This window comes from Rahnella sp. PCH160 (assembly GCF_047784855.1).
Taxonomy (GTDB): Bacteria; Pseudomonadota; Gammaproteobacteria; order Enterobacterales; family Enterobacteriaceae; genus Rahnella.
On sequence record NZ_JBLOGT010000001.1, the window covers coordinates 4,821,727 to 4,842,111 of the forward strand.

The 20,385-nt window shown below is 49.9% G+C and carries 18 protein-coding genes and 3 pseudogenes; 7 read left to right on the plus strand and 14 right to left on the minus strand.

Annotated elements, in window-relative coordinates; genetic code table 11:
• Positions 1-3: 3 nt before the first annotated feature.
• The 4 genes from era to lepA all read right to left on the minus strand — a co-directional run bounded on the left by era (position 4) and on the right by lepA (position 4,682).
• A complete protein-coding gene (gene era / locus ACM5QY_RS22570; protein ID WP_416122763.1) occupies positions 4-909 on the minus strand; it encodes a GTPase Era in 906 nt (301 codons plus the stop codon).
• Positions 906-1,586, minus strand: a complete 681-nt coding sequence (rnc, locus tag ACM5QY_RS22575; protein ID WP_104923127.1) for a ribonuclease III — start codon at positions 1,584-1,586, stop codon at positions 906-908. Before rnc ends, era begins: the two co-directional genes overlap by 4 nt.
• 290 nt (positions 1,587-1,876) lie before the next feature.
• Entirely contained in the window at positions 1,877-2,854 is a 978-nt protein-coding gene (lepB, locus tag ACM5QY_RS22580) for a signal peptidase I (protein WP_416122764.1), read from the minus strand.
• Positions 2,855-2,882: 28 nt separating this feature from the next.
• Entirely contained in the window at positions 2,883-4,682 is a 1,800-nt protein-coding gene (gene lepA / locus ACM5QY_RS22585; RefSeq protein ID WP_416122765.1) for a translation elongation factor 4, read from the minus strand.
• 416 nt (positions 4,683-5,098) lie between these two features.
• Between lepA and ACM5QY_RS22590 the strand changes: the two genes are divergently transcribed.
• Positions 5,099-5,917, plus strand: a complete 819-nt coding sequence (locus ACM5QY_RS22590) for a DUF6585 family protein (RefSeq protein ID WP_416122766.1) — start codon at positions 5,099-5,101, stop codon at positions 5,915-5,917.
• A gap of 58 nt (positions 5,918-5,975) precedes the next feature.
• On the opposite strand, the pseudogene rseC reads toward ACM5QY_RS22590, so the two are convergent.
• The 4 genes and pseudogenes from rseC to rpoE all read right to left on the minus strand — a co-directional run bounded on the left by rseC (position 5,976) and on the right by rpoE (position 8,681).
• Positions 5,976-6,451: pseudogene (gene rseC / locus ACM5QY_RS22595) on the minus strand (SoxR-reducing system protein RseC).
• Between the two features lie 26 nt (positions 6,452-6,477).
• Positions 6,478-7,428: a sigma-E factor regulatory protein RseB gene (gene rseB / locus ACM5QY_RS22600; RefSeq protein WP_416122767.1), complete on the minus strand. Its 951-nt coding sequence runs from the start codon at positions 7,426-7,428 to the stop codon at positions 6,478-6,480.
• On the minus strand, positions 7,428-8,075 hold the full coding sequence (rseA, locus tag ACM5QY_RS22605; protein ID WP_416122768.1) for an anti-sigma-E factor RseA: 648 nt from the start codon (positions 8,073-8,075) through the stop codon (positions 7,428-7,430). The genes rseB and rseA overlap by 1 nt, the downstream gene beginning before the upstream one ends.
• A gap of 30 nt (positions 8,076-8,105) precedes the next feature.
• Entirely contained in the window at positions 8,106-8,681 is a 576-nt protein-coding gene (rpoE, locus tag ACM5QY_RS22610; RefSeq protein WP_416122965.1) for an RNA polymerase sigma factor RpoE, read from the minus strand.
• Between the two features lie 214 nt (positions 8,682-8,895).
• On the opposite strand from rpoE, the gene nadB reads away from it, so the two are divergent.
• Positions 8,896-10,497, plus strand: coding sequence for an L-aspartate oxidase (gene nadB / locus ACM5QY_RS22615; protein WP_416122769.1), 1,602 nt, complete (start codon positions 8,896-8,898; stop codon positions 10,495-10,497).
• A gap of 37 nt (positions 10,498-10,534) precedes the next feature.
• On the opposite strand, the gene trmN is transcribed toward nadB, so the two are convergent.
• Positions 10,535-11,281, minus strand: coding sequence for a tRNA(1)(Val) (adenine(37)-N(6))-methyltransferase TrmN (trmN, locus tag ACM5QY_RS22620; protein WP_416122770.1), 747 nt, complete (start codon positions 11,279-11,281; stop codon positions 10,535-10,537).
• 156 nt (positions 11,282-11,437) lie between these two features.
• Between trmN and srmB the strand changes: the two genes are divergently transcribed.
• Positions 11,438-12,766: an ATP-dependent RNA helicase SrmB gene (gene srmB / locus ACM5QY_RS22625; RefSeq protein WP_416122771.1), complete on the plus strand. Its 1,329-nt coding sequence runs from the start codon at positions 11,438-11,440 to the stop codon at positions 12,764-12,766.
• Positions 12,767-12,823: 57 nt separating this feature from the next.
• Here the strand turns inward: srmB and ACM5QY_RS22630 are convergent.
• Both ACM5QY_RS22630 and grcA read right to left on the minus strand, forming a co-directional pair.
• Positions 12,824-14,151: pseudogene (locus ACM5QY_RS22630) on the minus strand (IS4 family transposase).
• A 137-nt stretch (positions 14,152-14,288) separates the two neighbouring features.
• Positions 14,289-14,672, minus strand: coding sequence for an autonomous glycyl radical cofactor GrcA (grcA, locus tag ACM5QY_RS22635; RefSeq protein WP_104923137.1), 384 nt, complete (start codon positions 14,670-14,672; stop codon positions 14,289-14,291).
• A 340-nt stretch (positions 14,673-15,012) separates the two neighbouring features.
• On the opposite strand from grcA, the pseudogene ung reads away from it, so the two are divergent.
• Positions 15,013-15,698, plus strand: a pseudogene (gene ung / locus ACM5QY_RS22640) (uracil-DNA glycosylase).
• Between the two features lie 59 nt (positions 15,699-15,757).
• On the opposite strand, the gene grpE reads toward ung, so the two are convergent.
• Entirely contained in the window at positions 15,758-16,345 is a 588-nt protein-coding gene (gene grpE / locus ACM5QY_RS22645) for a nucleotide exchange factor GrpE (RefSeq protein WP_416122772.1), read from the minus strand.
• Positions 16,346-16,482: 137 nt separating this feature from the next.
• Between grpE and nadK the strand changes: the two genes are divergently transcribed.
• The 3 genes from nadK (at position 16,483) to bamE (ending at position 19,576) form a co-directional block, all read left to right on the plus strand.
• Positions 16,483-17,361, plus strand: a complete 879-nt coding sequence (nadK, locus tag ACM5QY_RS22650) for an NAD(+) kinase (RefSeq protein ID WP_416122773.1) — start codon at positions 16,483-16,485, stop codon at positions 17,359-17,361.
• Positions 17,362-17,457: 96 nt separating this feature from the next.
• A complete protein-coding gene (gene recN, locus ACM5QY_RS22655; protein ID WP_416122774.1) occupies positions 17,458-19,119 on the plus strand; it encodes a DNA repair protein RecN in 1,662 nt (553 codons plus the stop codon).
• 112 nt (positions 19,120-19,231) lie between these two features.
• Positions 19,232-19,576, plus strand: a complete 345-nt coding sequence (gene bamE, locus ACM5QY_RS22660) for an outer membrane protein assembly factor BamE (RefSeq protein WP_416122775.1) — start codon at positions 19,232-19,234, stop codon at positions 19,574-19,576.
• A 76-nt stretch (positions 19,577-19,652) separates the two neighbouring features.
• Here the strand turns inward: bamE and ACM5QY_RS22665 are convergent, their stop codons facing one another.
• A complete protein-coding gene (locus ACM5QY_RS22665) occupies positions 19,653-19,937 on the minus strand; it encodes an RnfH family protein (protein WP_416122776.1) in 285 nt (94 codons plus the stop codon).
• Complete coding sequence (locus ACM5QY_RS22670; protein WP_416122777.1) at positions 19,930-20,364, minus strand: type II toxin-antitoxin system RatA family toxin; 435 nt, start codon at positions 20,362-20,364, stop codon at positions 19,930-19,932. Before ACM5QY_RS22670 ends, ACM5QY_RS22665 begins: the two co-directional genes overlap by 8 nt.
• Positions 20,365-20,385 lie beyond the last annotated feature (21 nt).

The window sequence follows — 20,385 nt, forward strand, 5'->3', positions numbered from 1 at the left end:
ACCTTATAAGTCGTCTACATAACCCAGGCTGCGCAGTGCACGTTCGTCATCTGCCCAGCCGGATTTAACCTTGACCCACAATTCAAGATGGACTTTCGCTTCGAACATGTTTTCCATGTCCTGACGGGCTTCAATGCCAATCGTCTTGATTTTAGAGCCTTTGTTACCGATAACCATTTTCTTCTGGCCTTCACGCTCTACCAGAATCAGGCCATTGATATCGTAACCGCCACGTTCATTGGTGACGAAACGTTCAATTTCAACGGTGACTGAATACGGCAGCTCTTCGCCCAGGAAACGCATCAGTTTTTCACGGATGATTTCAGACGCCATAAAGCGCTGTGAACGGTCGGTAATATAATCTTCAGGGAAGTGATGGATTGCTTCCGGCAGACGTTTACGGACAATGCTGGCGATGGTATCAACATTGATACGTTTTTCGGCAGACATTGGCACGATGTCGATGAAGTTCATCTGCTCACTGAGGAACTGAAGGTGCGGTAACAACTTCGATTTATCAGTCACGTTATCGATTTTGTTGATTGCCAACAGAACCGGCGCTTTGCTATCACGCAGTTTGTTGACCACCATTTCGTCATCAGGCGTCCAGTGAGTGCCTTCCACGACAAAAATCACGAGCTCAACATCACCAATTGAACTGCTTGCAGCACGGTTCATCAGACGGTTGATTGCACGTTTCTCTTCGATGTGCAGCCCCGGGGTATCCACGTAAATAGCCTGATATGGCCCTTCAGTATGGATGCCCATGATACGGTGACGCGTGGTTTGCGGTTTACGCGAAGTAATGGAGATCTTTTGCCCCAGTAATTCGTTCAACAAGGTTGATTTGCCGACGTTAGGACGGCCAACAATGGCTATAAAACCACAGTAATTCTTTTCTTCGCTCATTCAAGCTCCAGCTGTATCAGCGCTTGTTCCGCTGCCGCCTGCTCGGCTTTTCGGCGACTTGAACCGGTTCCTACAACCGGCTGGTTCAAGCCACTGACCTGGCAGTGGATGGTAAACTCTTGGTCGTGCGCTTCACCGCGAACCTGCACAACCAGATAAGAAGGCAACGGCAGATGACGACCTTGCAAAAACTCCTGTAAACGAGTTTTCGGGTCTTTCTGCTTATCACCGGGACTGATTTCGTCTAAACGACTACGGTACCAATCGAGAATCAGCTTTTCGACGTTCTGGATGTCACTGTCCAGGAACACGCCGCCAATGAGCGCCTCCACCGTATCCGCAAGAATTGACTCACGGCGGAAACCACCACTTTTCAATTCGCCCGGCCCTAAACGCAGACATTCGCCGAGATCGAATTCACGTGCCATTTCAGCTAACGTATTTCCTCGTACCAGCGTGGCACGCATACGACTCATATCGCCCTCGTCTACGCGAGGAAAACGATGGTACAAAGCGTTAGCAATAACATAACTAAGAATTGAGTCACCCAGGAACTCTAAACGCTCATTGTGCTTACTGCTGGCGCTGCGGTGAGTCAGTGCCTGCAATAAAAGTTCCTGCTGTTGAAAAGTGTAGCCCAGCTTCCGCTGAAGCCTGTTTATTACGATGGGATTCATGAGTTACCAATAGATCAAGAATGCGTCAAAAACTTCAGCATACGGAACAGGCCTGCTTCGCCTTAAGCCAATCCAAAGCTGTTTCGTTTGCAAAGGCTCCCTCTGTTCTTTTGTTTTTTTGTTCTTTTCAAAGAAAAAACTAAAAATCTGGGGGGCCAACTTTTATCGCCCGAAAGGATATTCTACAACGGGTGAAAATATAATGCTGCGCTAATGTACCCGCCATAACAGAAGTTGCAGGAGCAATAGCCTCCTGCAACTTGAATTATTGGGTTACTCACGCCAGCAGATTAATGAATTCCACCAATGCGGCTTAAACGAACACCGGTCGGCCATTCACCTTCCTGCTTTTTAAAACTCATCCAGATTGCGGAGGCTTTACCCACTAAATTCTGTTCTGGCACAAAGCCCCAATAGCGACTGTCTGCGCTGTTATCCCGGTTATCGCCCATCATGAAATAATGGCCAGCCGGAACAACCCAGGTTCCCAGAGGCTGACCCGGTTGCTGATAATACGCCCCCAGTTGGTCACGCGCACCGGGCACGGTCAGAATACGGTGAGTCACATTGCCCAGCGTTTCATTACGCTGTATAAGACGAACGCCGTCTTGCGGAACGTTGGCTGTTGGCGGAGTCTCAAAGAAACCGCTGCTCGCTTCACCGCCAGAAGACTGGCCGAAAGTCTGAACAAAATCACTGGCTGTGCCGGTGTCGTAAGTCACCGCAAGTGCCATATTGCAACTTTGACCACTTTCACAGGCAGGCTGAACGGTCACCTGTTTGCTGAAAGGATCGTAGGTTATGCGGTCGCCCGGCAAACCGACTAAACGTTTAATATAGTCAACGCTGGGATCACGTGGGTATTTAAATACCACCACATCGCCACGTTTTGGTTCGCCAGTTGGAATCAACTTGGTCTGAGTAATAGGATCTTTCAGACCATAAGCATATTTTTCCACCACAATGAAATCGCCAATCAACAGCGTTGGCATCATTGAACCGGACGGGATCTGGAAGGGTTCATAAATAAATGAACGCACCACGAACACGACTAACAAAACCGGGAATACAGAAGCACAGGTTTCCACCCAGCCTGGCTGCTTCGCGACCTTGCTCAGCGTGACGTCGTCAACTGCACCGCCAGTTTCGGCCTTAATTTTAGCAATTTTAGCCCGACGTGCGGGTGCCAGCTTGAAACGTTCAAGGCACCAGATAATCCCTGATACCAGCGTTGCAACCGCCAGAATCAGGGCAAACATGTTAGCCATGCATACTCCCTACCACTCAATTAAGGATTTATTTGCTGTCTTTGCCTACGTGAAGAATGGCCAGGAACGCTTCCTGTGGTAACTCTACGTTACCCACTTGCTTCATGCGTTTCTTACCATCTTTCTGTTTCTGCAACAGTTTTTTCTTACGGCTGACGTCACCACCATAACACTTGGCGAGAACGTTTTTACGTAATTGCTTAACCGTCGAACGGGCAATAATATGTGCACCAATTGCCGCCTGGATAGCAATGTCGAACTGCTGACGCGGGATTAATTCCTGCATCTTCTCAACCAGCTGACGCCCACGAGATTGTGAGTTACCGCGGTGAGTAATCAGCGCTAATGCATCCACGCGGTCACCGTTGATTAGAACATCAACACGCACCATGTCTGAAGTCTGGAAACGTTTGAAATTGTAATCAAGAGACGCATAGCCACGCGAAGTGGACTTCAGACGGTCGAAGAAATCGAGAACGACCTCCGCCATTGGAATTTCGTAAGTTAATGCAACCTGATTGCCGTGATAAACCATGTTGGTCTGCATGCCACGTTTCTCAATACATAACGTGATCACGCTGCCCAGATATTCCTGCGGCATCAGCATGTGACATTCGGCGATAGGTTCGCGTAATTCGAGAATGTTGTTCAGCGCAGGTAATTTCGACGGGCTGTCGACATACACGGTTTCGTTACCGGTCGTCAGCACTTCATACACTACCGTCGGTGCGGTGGTGATCAGATCCAGATCGTATTCACGTTCAAGACGTTCCTGAATGATTTCCATGTGCAGCAGCCCGAGGAAACCGATTCGGAATCCAAAGCCCAGCGCCGTAGAACTTTCTGGTTCGTAGAACAGGGAGGCATCGTTGAGGCTAAGTTTGCCCAACGCGTCACGGAAGTTCTCGTAATCATCGGAGCTGACCGGGAACAGACCGGCATAGACCTGTGGTTTTACTTTTTTAAAACCAGGCAGGACTTTATCAGCAGGATTACGGGCAAGCGTTAAGGTATCGCCAACCGGTGCGCCGAGAATGTCTTTGATCGCACAAACCAGCCAGCCTACTTCGCCGCAGTTCAGGATGTCTTTATCAACACGTTTAGGCGTGAAAATACCCAGACGATCGGCGTTATACACCTGTCCGGTACTCATCACTTTTATTTTGTCGCCTTTTCTCATGGTGCCGTTTTTGATACGCACCAGAGAAACCACGCCAAGGTAGTTATCGAACCAGGAGTCGATGATCAGTGCCTGCAAAGGAGCTTCCGGGTCACCTTCCGGAGGCGGAACATCACGCACCAGACGTTCAAGAACTTCAGGCACACCCACACCGGTTTTCGCCGAACAGCGGACTGCGTCGGTCGCATCGATGCCCACGATATCTTCGATTTCCTGCGCTGCGCGATCGGGATCCGCAGCCGGCAAGTCGATTTTGTTCAAAACCGGAACGACTTCCAGATTCATTTCCATCGCGGTGTAACAGTTTGCCAGCGTCTGCGCTTCTACGCCCTGCCCGGCATCGACCACCAGCAACGCACCTTCACAGGCGGCCAGAGAACGGGAAACTTCATAAGAGAAGTCGACGTGTCCCGGGGTGTCGATAAAGTTCAGATGATAAACCTGACCATCTTTCGCTTTATAATCGAGGGTGACGCTTTGCGCTTTGATGGTGATGCCGCGTTCACGTTCAAGATCCATTGAATCGAGAACCTGCGCTTCCATTTCACGATCGGACAAGCCACCGCAAATTTGAATAATACGGTCTGACAGCGTCGACTTACCGTGGTCAATGTGGGCAATAATGGAGAAATTTCGTATATGCTTCATTATGAAAGTTTTTCTGCCTTGGTATTTCTGAATCATTCGCCATGAACATACAGCGACGGTTTGTAGGTTGGCTGTCTTTCGCCTAAGTCGCAGCATTCTACATGCCAGTACGGGGAAAACCTAGTCTCGGCACACCCTAACTCCAGATTATGCGAGCTTTCCCTTCAGGAAGACGCCGACTTTTCATTTATTTTCATTTTCCTCGTCTTCAAGCGGGTCGGGAACTTTCGTGAATCACACCCTCCATGAGCAAAAGCTTCCGTTTTATTTTAGGAAGATCCTCATATACAAAAACCGACACTGCAACTTAATATATTGTTATAAAAAGAAAATAACTCCCCCAACGTTACTAAATTCTTAATTACTGTCTTCTTAATTTTTTTATTTTAATTCAATCCGGTCACAAGGTTAGCGATATGATCAACGAAGGGCGGCTGCTCAGTCAGCATGGCTTTGCTAAAGCCAACTCCTGGATCACTCTGGTCCTGTCAGCTCTGTTACTGATTGGTGGCGCGATGCAAATTGCATTCCTGCTGGCTTTCGGGCACACCGCAGCCGGGCTGCACAGCGTAGTGTTGTCTGCCTTGCTCAGCATTGCGCTGGGGATTGTCCTCATCATGCTAAGGCGACTCATACGCCCGAATCAAATCTATCAGTTGCATGAAAATGGTATTTTAGTGATAAGCCAGACGGATAAAAAGAATCGTTTTATTCCTTTCGAACGCATTATGGATATATATCGTTTCAGAACCGGTAAATACACTCGCCGTATTTTAAATACCATGATATTTCGTGAAGAAAATAGCAAAACCTGGCATCGTATCACGCCAAACATTGCTCATTCCGAAAGATTAATTGAAGTCATTAAAAACGAACAGCTAATGTTTCGTGGCCCATGGGCATTAAATACCCTGTCTCAGGGTGGCGATATTCTTTTTACCCGTGTGCTCAATGCACACTGCGGTTTGAAACGGTTTATCAGTTCTAACCTTCTGACAACGCAAGAGAAAAGGATCAGGCTGAGCGCGCTGATGCTGACGGCAGATGAAGGGAAAACCGTGCAGATTGAAGATATTCAGTTTATCAGCGGTGGCAGCAACAGCCCGCTGATCAGATTGCTGGATAAGCACGGCCGGATCTTGTTTTCCGTGCCTTACACTTCTCTCTCAAGCGCCGATCTGTTCATCGCTTTGATTGAACATATGATACAGAACCGGATACCGGTCAGAAACTAAAAATGCCACTGAATCAGAAGAGACAGTGACATTTATGCCCATCACGAATTGAGATATTTTACGAAGGCAATTCGCTGTCAGTTGAATAGCGGAAAGCATTCGGCGGTAACCCGACCTGTAATACCACCGGCTGGTAACCCGCTTTGCCATCAACCTTTGCCGCCAGTGCTTTCGCAATCAGGAAGCCCAGCCCACCGCCCAACACAGCACCAACAACCGCGTACATATCTTCTTTCAACAGAGCCTGCAGTAATCCCCCCCAGCAATTACACCAAACAACGGTGTCATGTAAACCAAAAATGCCGAACGCAGAAGGCTTCCTTCTGGAATACCCAGTTCGACTTTCTGGCCGGGTTCGAGACACTCATTGATGCTGACCTGAAGATTATGCTCGGTCTGGGGGCCTAACTCGTTCAATACGCGGGCACCACATCCTGAACGTGAATGGCAGCTACTGCAACCCGCCTGCGTTTCGCAGCGCAGTGTCGCAATACCATTTTGCCACGAGATAACTGTGGCCCATTCTTTCATCATGTGATCACCCGTTTTTTAGCCAAAAGTCATTTTGCGGAGAAGACGACACTGTCAGCAATACGCTTGGCGGTTGAAGGTGGCAGTTCGCCGACAACGGTAACTTCATTGCCGTTGCGAATTTCTGTCTGCACCGTTCTGCGCCCCTGCCTGATCAATTGCTCAGAGGGCCCGTTTGTCGTGGCGCTGATATTGACGGAGAAACTGAATAATCCATCAGTATACAGGCGTGATTCTATCGTGACCGGCATATTTGGCAAGTTTCTGCGACTGCTTGCCACTTCCGTCACACCTTCCGGAAGCCATTTGACCTGCCAGCTAAATTTTGCCTGCTCTGAAGCAGGTAAAGAAAGTACTGGCGGCAAACTTGCCTTTTCGAGATCAGCCAGTGTACTAATGACTTGTTTTCCATCATCAAAGCTGATGACACGGAACTGCTCCAGTGTTTCACCATCTCTGTCTAACAGATCAACCCGCATAGGCAATTTTGTCTGCTCGTCTACCCAGATGACGTAGCTGAAACGCGTACCATCACGCGAAACAACGCGGATCACCTGACTCAGGCGGTCTGCAGCACGGGCACGACCCACGGCAATAAAGTCGTAGTATTTAGAAAGCAGAGAAAAATCACTGAAAACGATGGAAGGTAGGGAATCAACTATATGATCGCCATCCAGAGTAAAAGGCTGTAGCCCGGTCTCAAAATAACTGATGTCTTTTCCGCGCTGGACGATTTCACGGCGCGGCCCATCCATCAGAACCAGTTGAGCGAGCAAGACTTCCTTCGAGACAGCATGACGATAGCGAAAGGAGTCAATCCCCTGCTTCGTGATGTTGATAAAGCCCATTTCATAATTCAGCGACTGGCTGGCAGTGCCCATTTCTTGTAATAACGCCTCGGAAGTCGGTTCTGCCGAGGCGATACTTGAAGAAAGCAGGCTGCCCGTCGCTAAACAAACGGCAAACCAAAATTGCTTCATTACTGCGTTTGCGTTCCTAAAGACTGAGTTCCCGGCACCTGAACAGCGGCTTGCTGCGGAGTAATCGGTTCGAGTTGGAGCTGCTCAGAGTGCAAGCGGCGCTGCAATTCGTAATCCTGCAACATAGCATTGATACGCTTACGTTGCTCCTGCACATTTTGTTGCCCGCTGGTGGTATTGCCTTCATTTGGCACGCCGAAGCTCACCGGAGAAGCTTTACCCATCATCGGCAACGTATTGAACGCAGGCGTTTCCGGAGATGCACCCAATGCGTCAGGTTGATTGTAGTGCTGAACACCCACAATCACGGCCAGGGACACACACGCGGCCACACCGATCTGAGTCAGTTGGCTCGCCCAAGGGCGAACTTTGTGCCAGAAAGGCATTTTCTGCCAGGTATGAGGCTGAGGCTGCGATTCTGTTGCTGAACCAGGCACCAGTTTAACCGGCTCGTTTGCCAGCGCTGCGGCCACACGGTCTGCGATATCCAGATGCACCACATTCCCAATATCACCGCGTAAGGTATCGCGGATCAAATGATAACTCTGCCAGCTTTGTTGAAGCTTATTATCAGTTGATAAAGAACTTAACAGTTCAGAATCAATCGCTTCACCATCCATCAGAGCGGAAAGCTTTTCTTTCTGCATGCCTAAGTACCCTTCCTGTGACCGTCATCTCTAACGCTGGATGAGCGGTTGAACTTTGTTATCAATTGCTTCACGGGCACGGAATATACGCGATCGAACCGTACCCACCGGACAATCCATGATGGCGGCTATTTCTTCGTAGCTCAACCCATCCAATTCCCTCAAGGTAATCGCCATGCGAAGATCTTCAGGAAGTGCTTCAATAGTACGGAAAACTATCTGCCGTAACTCTTCAGACAACATCAAGTTCTCAGGGTTCGAAATTTCTTTCAGGGCACCGCCACTTTCGAAATTTTCGGCTTCATTCGCGTCGACGTCACTTGCAGGCGGACGTCGTCCCTGAGCGACCAGATAATTTTTCGCTGTGTTGACTGCAATACGATACAGCCAGGTATAGAAAGCACTGTCGCCGCGGAAAGATTCCAGCGCACGATACGCTTTAATAAAAGATTCCTGAACCACATCAGGCACATCGCCCTGTGGCACATAGCGGGATACAAGGCTCGCCACCTTATGCTGGTAGCGAATAACCAGTAAATTGAACGATTTCTGATCACCCTTCTGGACCCGCTCAACCAGAACTTGATCCGCTAACTGCTCGCTCATCCGAGGTAAAATCTCCCCAAAACCATCTCCGCGCGTAAAGTCGTACTGCCAGCTTTCATGATTATATTCCTGAGCAAGTACTGCTTGGAGTTCACATGAAACATAAAGTTCCACATCGCCATTGTTTTTTCTATTGAAGTCTCAAGCCCGTGGCTTTTTCACGGAGGTTTAGGCTAACATGAATTTCCCTCTTCTTCTGCAAACATCATACGTTATGCAACCTTCATCTGAATTTGTTAGCGATGTATTGATTATCGGAAGTGGCGCTGCGGGCCTTTCCCTGGCTTTGCGACTTGCAGACCACTGTCACGTCACTGTTCTCAGTAAAGGCCCACTCAACGAAGGCTCAACGTTTTACGCACAGGGCGGGATCGCCGCCGTTTTCGACGAAGCAGACAGCATTGCCTCACACGTTGATGACACATTAATTGCCGGCGCAGGCTTGTGTGATAAAGAAGCCGTTGAATTTATCGCCAGTAACGCGCGTCATTGTGTTCAGTGGTTGATCGACCAGGGTGTACTTTTTGATACCGAAACCAACGAGAGCTCAGAAGAGCGATATCACCTGACTCGTGAAGGTGGTCACAGCCACCGCAGGATCCTGCATGCTGCTGATGCTACAGGTAAAGAAGTAGAGACTACGCTGGTTGGGAAAGCAAGAGCGCACGCGAATATTTGCGTTAAAGAACGCTATAACGCCGTTGATTTAATTACCTCAAGCAAGCTGGGTTTGCTCGGTACGCAACGCGTTGTCGGTGCCTATGTCTGGAACCGCGACAAAGAGCACGTCGAAACACTGCGCGCTAAAGCCGTTGTGCTGGCGACCGGTGGCGCGGCAAAAGTCTACCAATACACCACCAACCCGGACATTTCTTCCGGCGATGGCGTCGCGATGGCCTGGCGCGCTGGATGCCGCGTTGCCAATCTGGAATTCAACCAGTTCCACCCGACCTGCCTTTATCATCCGCAGGCACGAAATTTCCTGCTGACTGAAGCCCTGCGTGGCGAAGGTGCGTTACTTAAACGTCCGGACGGCACGCGGTTTATGCCTGATTTTGATGCGCGTGGCGAACTGGCACCGCGTGATGTAGTGGCGCGGGCAATCGACCATGAGATGAAACGTCTTGGCGCGGATTGTATGTATCTGGATATCAGCCATCGTCCGCCGGAATTTATCAAACATCACTTCCCGATGATTGATGAAAAGCTTCAGTCCCTCGGCATTGATCTCACCAAAGAGCCAATTCCGATTGTTCCGGCCGCACATTATACCTGTGGCGGGGTGATGGTTGATCAGCACGGGCGCACCGATCTCGACGGTTTGTATGCCATCGGCGAAGTGAGTTATACCGGATTACATGGCGCGAACCGTCTGGCGTCGAACTCGCTGCTGGAATGTGTGGTTTACGGCTGGTCTGCGGCGGAGGACATCATCAAACGCCTGCCTCATGCCAAACTGGCGAAAAACATTCCGCAATGGGATGAAAGCCGGGTTGATAATTCGGACGAGCAGGTGGTGATTCAGCATAACTGGCATGAGTTACGGCTGTTTATGTGGGATTACGTCGGGATTGTCCGCACCACGAAACGTCTGGAACGCGCGCTGCGTCGCATCATGACTCTGCAACAGGAAATTGACGAATACTATGCCAACTTCCGAATTTCCAATAACTTACTCGAGTTACGTAATCTTGTGTTAGTGGCTGAGCTGATCGTGCGCAGTGCACTGGAACGAAAAGAAAGCCGCGGGCTGCATTTCACGCTCGATTATCCGGATTTAGAGGAAAACCCTCAGCCGACAATCCTGCAGCCTTGAGAGGCTAAAAAGTGCGAAGGACCGCACTTTTGCAGGCTCAGTAATTCAAATAGAAATCGGCAATTAGTGCGCAGAACGCTTCGCTGTAAACACCTTCAGATTTGCGCAGATCCAGTTCATGCTCTTCCCGCTCAACAGGCTGCTTCGATAATGTCAGCAACAAACGATTTAGCGGTTTTCCCGGACGATCCCGCACGGCCATGCGCCATGCGCTGAACCAGCCTTGCTGATGTGCCAGTACTTCAAATGCCAGGCCAATATCATAAGGCAGCACAACGCTGAACAGCCCTTGCGGCGTAATCAGCTTCCCGGCACATTCAAGCAGCGCTTTGTGGGTCAGGGTTTCGGTGTAACGGGCCGCGTTTCGCGCTTCATCACGACAGGCTACGGCCGATTCAAAATACGGCGGGTTGCTGACAATCAGATCATACTCAGCCGGGTGCTGACGGGTATAATCATTAATATCCTGCGCAAAGACGGACAACCGTTGCGCCCAGACAGATTCGCGAAAATTCTCCGCTGCCTGTTCAGCGGCAGCAGGTTCAAGCTCGACGGCGTCAATGACCGTTTGGGTATCACTGCGCTGTGCCAGCATCATGGCAATAAGGCCGCTGCCGCATCCGATATCCAGAACGCGTTGTGCCCCGCCGACGGGTGCCGTTGCGCCAAGCAGAACGCCATCCGTCCCGACTTTCATCGCACAACAGTCGTGCGCGACGAAGAACTGTTTAAAGGTAAACCCGTTGCGCCGCAAAGGCCGGGCCGAACTGACTTCTTTTGCCACTCATTTCACCGTAATAACGCCGGCCATCAGGCCTCTGAACGAAAACTGTCGTAGCATAGGGTAAAGAGATGTTGAGGAAAAGGCACGTAAACCGCTTAAATAGGTGAAGATCGCGTCTAACACGTCTATAATCGGCGCCCCAAGTAGAGGTAGACCATGACTGTAACCACTTTTTCCGAACTCGAACTCGATGAACGCCTGATTGAAGCCCTGGGCGACAAAGGCTATAGCCGCCCGACTGTCATACAGGCAGAGGCAATTCCGCCCGCGATGGACGGACGCGATGTGTTGGGTTCGGCGCCTACCGGCACCGGCAAAACCGCGGCATTCCTGTTGCCTGCCTTACAACATTTGCTGGATTTCCCGCGTAAGAAATCAGGTCCACCCCGTATTCTGATCCTCACGCCAACCCGCGAACTGGCCATGCAGGTTGCAGATCAGGCGCGTGAACTGGCAAAACATACCGATCTGGATATCGCGACAATCACCGGCGGCGTGGCTTATATGAACCACGCCGAAGTATTCAGCGAAAACCAGGACATCGTTGTCGCAACGACTGGCCGTTTGTTGCAATACATCAAAGAAGAAAACTTTGACTGTCGCGCTATCGAAACGCTGATCCTCGACGAAGCCGACCGCATGCTGGACATGGGTTTTGCGCAGGATATCGAAACGATTTCTGCCGAAGCACGCTGGCGTAAACAGACGTTGCTGTTCTCTGCAACGCTGGAAGGGGAAGCCATCCGTGAATTCGCAGAACGTATTCTGACTGAACCGGTTGAAATCGAAGCCGATCCGTCACGACGCGAACGTAAAAAAATTCAGCAGTGGTACTACCGTGCAGATGACGTGGTACACAAAACCCAGATGCTGATTCATTTGCTCAAGCAAGAAGATGTCACTAAATCCGTGATCTTCGTACGTAAACGCGAGCGTGTGCATGAACTGGTTGCCTGGTTACGTGAAGCAGGGATTAACTCCTGTTATCTCGAAGGCGAGATGGTGCAGGTCAAGCGTACTGAAGCGGTAAAACGTATGGTTGAAGACCGCGTCAACGTACTGGTGGCTACTGATATCGCCGCCCGTGGCCTTGACATCAACGACATCAGTCACGTTTTCAACTTCGACCTGCCTTTGACGGCGGATATCTATCTGCACCGTATCGGACGCACTGGCCGTGCTGGCCGCAAAGGAACCGCAATCTCGTTCGTTGAGGCGCATGACCACTTACTGCTGGGGAAAATCGGCCGTTACCTTAACGAACCGCTGAAAGCCCGTGTGCTTGATGAATTCCGTCCAAAAACGAAATCCCCGAGCGAGAAAGTCACCGGTAAGCCATCGAAGAAAGTCCTGGCAAAGCGTAAAGAAAAGCAAAAAGCTGAGCAGGAAAAATCGAAGGTGAAAGTTAAAGTTCGCCATCGCGACAGCAAAAACGTTGGTAAACGCCGCGTGAAACCTGATGCGGTTAAAGACGCGTCAAAATAAACTCCGGCTGATACAGACGAAAAAAAACCGCCTTCATTCGCAGGTAATGCCAGTCAGTTAAGCAACTGACTGGCTTTTTTCCTGTGCTTTTGGATACTTCCGGGGTCTTTCCTTCACCACTCTCGGAAAGGCCCTTTCTCTTCTTATCGGCAGCTTCACCATCTGCGCCATACTCTCCAGATTACGCAACAGTTCGGGGATCCGGCCCGGAGATGCGCCCTGAAGCGTCATTAACATCCTCATCACCAGACTGCACGAGTCTGAGAAGCTTAGCTGATTCGGCCAGTAACCCTTTAGGGTTTTAGACATCTTAATCATCTGATAACGAACAAGATTATAGGCTAGTAATACCCCCCATAACTCCTGCTCGACAAGTTCTGGTTTTTTACTTCTCAGCGTTAACCGACTCAGTAACATCGTCTGCTTAATTTCACGATAACCCAGTTCGATTTCCCAACGGTGGCCGTAGAGATCGGCCATTTCCCCCCCGGGTACCGCATGGCATCTGTCATTGAGGTCAGCAGATGGCAGACTTTGCCTTTACGGGTAAACGTCAGAAGGCGAGCCGTCATTTCCTCCCCCAGATCAGGCCACTTTTTCCGGGCCTGAGGACTGGTTTTCATCCTTATCAGATGATCGCCTTTACCGAGTTTTCGCACCTCTTCGTACTGCGCTCCTTTTTTCAACGGGATCATCCAGTGACGGCTCTCTCCCGCCTGATGCCAGGCATTCAGCAGCCCCAGAGAATAATAACCTTTATCGAGTAAAGTCAGTGTGTTATCGCCTGTTTGTTCTATCAGTTTTTCTGCCAGCGTATATTCGCTTTCTTTCATCGTACCGAAGGCGGCAGCCGTAAGCAGGTGGCTGGTCAGTTCCATCTGGCAGACCATTTTCACCTGCGGATAAAGCCCCGGTTGCCCGGCATAGGTCTGTCGCGGGAAAGCCACATCATTTTCTGGTGTATCCTGGGTTCGCCAGACGACACCGTCCACCGCCAGTAATGTCAGACCACACCAGTGTGGATGGGTGACGGAGTTGTGCCACACCTGTGCCGTTTGGGTAAACACGCGGCGAACGGCATCACTTCCCAGGCGCTGGCGGGCCTGGATAACGGCGCTTGGGGCAACGAAGGGCCGGTTGCCGGGGAGCATAATATCCAGACGGTTCACGATTTGGTGGAGGGGTTCTTCGCGTTCGAGCGCCATGCCAATGATGCACCAGACCATCATTTCCAACGGGAGACGGCGTTTACGCAGCGTGACGGAACCTGACTCGGCCAGACAGCGGGAGACAAGGTCGGGATCCAGAACATCACCGAGAGAAGTCAGAGGGTTACGGGTAGAGTCGTAGCAGGAAACGAGCTCAAGAGCCTGAGCAATGCGCATAAAAAAAATCCAGAAACGAAGAACGTTTCTGGATTTTTACACAGCCACTGGATCGTTCAACTGATCCTTAACTGATCGGCATTACCTTCATTCGCAGGCGGTTTTTTATTATCTGAAACTTACGTAATCAACTGAGATTACAGACTTTCAGTGAAAGTACGGGTAATCACATCGCGCTGCTGTTCAGCCGTCAGTGAGTTGAAGCGCACCGCATAGCCAGAAACACGGATAGTCAGCTGTGGGTATTTTTCCGGATGTTTAACAGCATCTTCCAGCGTTTCGCGACGCAGAACGTTAACGTTCAGGTGCTGACCGCCTTCCACACGTACAGTCGGTTGAATTTCCATTGGAACTTCACGGTATTCAAACTGGCCCAATTCGCTGACAGCAACGATCTGGTCTTCCGCATAACCCGCTTTTGCACAAACACAGCGAGCTTCCGATTTTTCATCATCCAGCAGCCAGAAAGAGTTTTTCAGCGCTTCGTTATTGGTTTTGGTAATTTGGATCCCGGTGATCATATATTGCCTCCATAATTGGCTACGATACTGTGAATTAATTGGCGTCGGGTTAATCAACAACCCATTGTTCCTGCTGTCAGATATAACAGCAGAACACCCTGCATTCTTTGATTAATATCAATCTTTCCAATGTGGTTATTCCTAAGCATCAGCATATTTATGTTTTATATCAATTTTTCCAAGTGGCGGGCTTAAATTAATTTTGTAAATTATCAATAATTTTTGCATAGAAGCGTTAAGCCACAGATAAACATCAGCAAAAGCTCAGGCAGGTTTAACTCGAAGGAATGAGCAGGTAAGCTACGCGCAGAGAAAAATCACTTTGAAAAGGAGAGCGTCAATGTCCACTACTCTCACCTGGCATGACGTCATCGGCCAGGAAAAAGAACAGCCTTACTTTGTTGATACATTGAAGTTTGTCGCCGCTGAACGCGCTGCGGGAAAAACGATTTATCCGCCCCAGCAGGATGTTTTTAATGCCTTTCGATCCGCTGAACTTGCTGATGTGAAAGTTGTTATTCTCGGACAGGATCCGTATCACGGCCCGAATCAGGCGCACGGGTTGTCCTTCTCTGTTCGTCCCGGGATCCCAGCTCCCCCGTCACTGGTGAATATGTATAAAGAGCTGGCGACGGATATCCCCGGCTTTGAGCGTCCACATCATGGCTATTTACAGAGCTGGGCCGACCAGGGCGTACTTCTGCTCAATACGGTGTTAACCGTAGAAGGCGGCCAGGCGCATTCCCACGCCAAACTGGGTTGGGAAACCTTTACCGATCGGGTGATCGCAGCCTTGAATGAAAACCGTGAGGGAATTGTGTTCTTGCTGTGGGGATCTCATGCCCAGAAAAAAGGCAATATCATTGACCCTAATCGCCATCACGTGCTGAAAGCGCCACACCCTTCCCGCTTTCTGCGCATCGCGGTTTTCTAGGCTGTAAGCATTTTTCTCAGGCCAACGAATTACTCAAGCAACAAGGGCGGGTACCCATTGACTGGATGCCTGTTTTACCGGCCACGGAATAGCATAAAAAAGAGGCACCCGCGAAGGTGCCTCTCATTTTTACAGTCGTTCTGAAACAGAATCAGGCTTTGGCTTTAGAAACCGCCACCATCGCCGGGCGCAACAGGCGACCATTCAGCGTGTAACCCTTCTGCATCACCATTATGACGTGATTAGGTTCCAGCTCATCGGATTCCATCATGGTCATTGCCTGATGCTGCTCAGGGTTGAATGGAACGTGGATGTCGCTCACCACTTCCAGACCGAACTTGCGTACCGCATCCAGCAGAGATTTCAGGGTCAGTTCGACGCCTTCAATCAGCCCTGCCAGCTCTGAATTCGATTTATCAGCCAGATCCAGAGCACGCTCCAGGTTATCGATGACCGGCAGCAATTCGCCAGAGAATTTCTCAAGGGCAAATTTGTGTGCTTTCTCGATATCCAGTTCGGTACGGCGACGGATGTTTTCCACTTCCGCTTTCGCACGCAGCAGACTGTCACGCTCACGCTGCTGAACTTCTTTCAGCTGTGCTTCCAATTCAGCAATGCGTTCATCACGGGGATCAACGACATCTGCCGCCTGAGTTTCCGCTTCCGCTTGCAGCTCTTGTTCCTGATTCAGTTCTTCAGAGACTTGCTCGTCAGGTGTCTTATGTTCTTTACTACTCATGAATCTCTCCGCGTTTTAGCATTAATCTTGCTAGTTGGCTTATTATGGGGATCAAAACCGGGGTTTCAAGGTTTGGTTTTGAATGAAACCGGTCATAATGCAGGTGTCATCACACCCTGCTGAGGATAACCACAGCGATGAATAAAAAATTTGAGTGCATTGGGATCGTCGGGCACCCACGCCATCCTTCGGCACTTGCCACCCATGAAATGCTCTATCACTGGTTAATTTCAAAAGGTTATCAGGTCGTCGTTGAACGGCAGGTGGCACAGGATTTAGCCCTCGAAGGCGCACAAACCGGCAGCCTGGCGGAGATTGGCAAACTTGCCGACCTCGCCGTCGTGGTAGGCGGCGACGGCAATATGTTGGGCGCTGCACGCGTTCTGGCACGCTATGACATCAAAGTTATCGGTATTAACCGTGGCAATCTTGGTTTTCTGACCGATCTCGATCCCGATAACGCCCTGCAGCAACTCGACGATGTTCTGCAAGGCGAATACATCAGCGAGCAACGTTTCCTGCTGGAAGCGACGGTACGTTGTAAAGACCAGCAATGCCGCGTCAGCACCGCTATCAATGAAGTCGTTCTTCATCCGGGGAAAGTGGCGCATATGATTGAATTTGAAGTCTATATTGACGACAAGTTCGCTTTCTCCCAGCGTTCAGATGGCCTGATCATCTCCACGCCGACCGGCTCAACGGCGTACTCACTTTCCGGGGGCGGACCGATTCTGACGCCAACACTTGAGGCCATCGCGCTGGTGCCGATGTTCCCGCACACGCTTTCCGCCCGCCCGCTGGTCATCAACAGCAGCAGCACCATTTGTCTGCGGTTTTCACATATGAGTAATGACCTGGAAATCAGCTGTGACAGCCAGATCGCCCTGCCCATTCAGCCGGGTGAAGAAGTGGTGATCAGACGCAGTGAGTTCCATCTGAACTTAATCCATCCAAAGGATTACAGTTATTTCAATACATTAAGCACCAAACTCGGATGGTCGAAAAAACTCTTCTGATTTGATAAAAATAATTCGCCAGCCCCTTTACTGTATATAAAACCAGTTTATACTGTATGTAATTACAGGTCTGTTGTTATGTACAGGAAGGTGATCATGCTGGCGCAATTAACTATCAGTAACTTTGCGATTGTCCGTGAATTAGAAATCGATTTTCATGCCGGGATGACAGCGATCACCGGTGAAACCGGTGCAGGTAAATCCATCGCTATCGATGCACTTGGTCTTTGCCTGGGCAACCGCGCCGATGGCAGCATGGTTCGCCTTGGTGCAAGTCGTGCAGATATCTGCGCGCGTTTCACTCTCGCAGATACACCTTCCGCAAAACACTGGCTGGCGGACAATCAGCTGGATGAAGGGCATGATTGCCTGCTGCGCCGGACAATCAGCAGCGATGGCCGTTCTCGCGGTTTTATCAATGGAACGCCAGTGCCGTTATCCCAGTTGCGCGAACTGGGTCAGCATCTGATCCAAATTCACGGTCAGCACGCCCATCAGCTTCTGCTCAAACCTGAACACCAGAAAGACCTGCTTGATGCGTATTCAGACCAGCCTTTGTTGCTGGCAGAAATGCGCACCGCTTACCAGAACTGGCATCAGAGTTGCCGCCAATTAGCCCAATATCAGCAGCAGATGAATGAGCGTGAATCACGCCGCCAACTCCTGCAATACCAGTTAAAAGAACTCAATGAGTTTTCACCTCAATCCGGCGAATTCGAACAAATTGACGAAGAATACAAACGTCTGGCCAACAGCGGTCAACTGCTGTCTCTCAGCCAAAGTGCTCTGTATTTACTGGCCGAGGGCGAAGAGCAGAATATTGTCAGCATGCTCTACAGTGCCCGTAATCAGCTCACTGAACTGGCAGAACTCGACAGCAAAATGAACGAACTGATCACCATGCTCGATGAAGCATCGATTCAGATTAGCGAAGCCAGCGACGAACTACGCCATTACAGCGAACGTCTGGATATGGATCCGAATCGTTTGTACGAGCTGGAGCAGCGGTTATCCCGACAGATGAATCTGGCGCGTAAACATCACGTCAGCGCAGAAGAATTGCCGGACCTGCACCGTCAGCTGCTTGAAGAACAGCAAGCACTGGATGAGCAGGAAACAAATCAGGCCGAACTGAGTGAAGCAGTCCAGATGCATTACCAGCAGGCAGTCGCTATCGCGCAACAATTGCATGACAAACGCCAATATTTCGCAGAAGAGCTCACACACCTGATTACTCAAAGTATGCAGGCACTTTCCATGCCGCACGGTAAATTTAAGATTCAGGTTCAGTTCGAGCCAGAACACCTGAGCATTGAAGGCGCAGATCGCATGGAATTTCAGGTCACGACGAACCCGGGGCAGCCTCTTCAGGCACTGGCAAAAGTGGCATCAGGTGGCGAGCTTTCACGTATCGCACTGGCGATTCAGGTCATTACGGCACAAAAAATGGAAACTCCGGCGCTGATCTTCGATGAAGTGGATGTCGGTATCAGCGGACCAACTGCCGCCATCGTCGGCCGCCTGTTGCGCCAATTGGGTGAATCGACACAAGTAATGTGCGTAACTCACTTACCTCAGGTTGCAGGATGCGGTCATCAGCATTATTTTGTCAGCAAGGAAACCGACGGCGAAGTGACAGAAACACAAATGAATCGTCTTGATAAGAAGGCGCGTTTGCAGGAACTGGCACGTTTGCTGGGCGGAAGTGAAGTCACCCGAAACACGTTAGCCAATGCAAAAGAGTTACTCGCAGCGTAAAAAGCTCAACTTTTTTACATTTAAGCGGTCATACAGGTGCCCCGCAAAGGTTTCAAACTGATGAAAGGTCTATTATCATCGGCATCTTATGCCCTAAAGGAATGTAATGACTATGCGCTGTAAAACGCTAACTGCCGCCGCTGTAGCTCTTCTAATGCTTACTGCGGGCTGTTCCACTCTGGAAAAGGTGGTTTATCGGCCTGACATTAATCAGGGGAACTACTTGTCTCCTGCTGATGTTCAAAAAATTCATACCGGCATGACTAAGCAACAGGTTGCTTATGTTCTTGGCACGCCGATGTTGCACGACCCGTTTGGCAGTGATGTTTGGTACTACGTGTTCCGTCAGGAGCCAGGTCATTCGGGTATAACTCAGCAAACATTAACGCTGACTTTCAACCAGAGCGGCGAGCTGACCAACATCGATAACAAACCGAAGTTGAGCGATCAAAAATAAATCGCCCGATGTGATGATCGTTGGTAATGACCAAAAGTCATCTTTCTGGGTAAAAAAATAAGGCGCCGCAGGCGCCTTATTTTTTAGAACGTTCGGCTCTTATACGCCGTAGTTCTTTCGGATCCGCGATCAGTGGCCGGTAAATTTCAACCCTGTCACCGTCACTCACCGTATCCACCAGTTTTACAGGCCGGCTGTAAATCCCCAGCTTATTTTTCTTTAAATCAATGTCATGGCGCAGCTCAAGTAAACCGGAAGCAATAACAGCCTGCTCGACATTGCTACCCTCCTCCAGTTTGACAGTTCTCATGTACTGCTTCTCTGGCAACGCGTAGACGACTTCAACGCGGATCTCAGACACTGTAGACCTCTTTTGCACGCATCGTAAAAGCCTGAACCATACTGCCCGCCAGCTCTTTGAAGATTTTACCGAACGCGAGCTCAATCAGTTTATTCGTGAACTCAAAATCCAGACTGAGCTGAACTTTGCAGGCTTCAGGGCTCAGTTCAATGAAATCCCAGCCGCCGGTAAGCTTACGAAACGGGCCGTCAACCAGTTGCATATCAATGCGTTTATTGCTTATGAGCGTATTTTTTGTGGTAAACGTTTTACTGATACCCGCTTTAGAAACATCGACAGCGGCAGTCATCGATGTATCACTATTTTCCAAAATGCGACTGCCTGAACAACCGGGCAGAAATTGCGGGTAAGCATCGACATCATTCACTAAGGTATACATTTGTTCCACGCTGAACGGCACAAGCGCAGAACGACTTATCTGTGGCATATCATTTTCCAGGTGTCATAA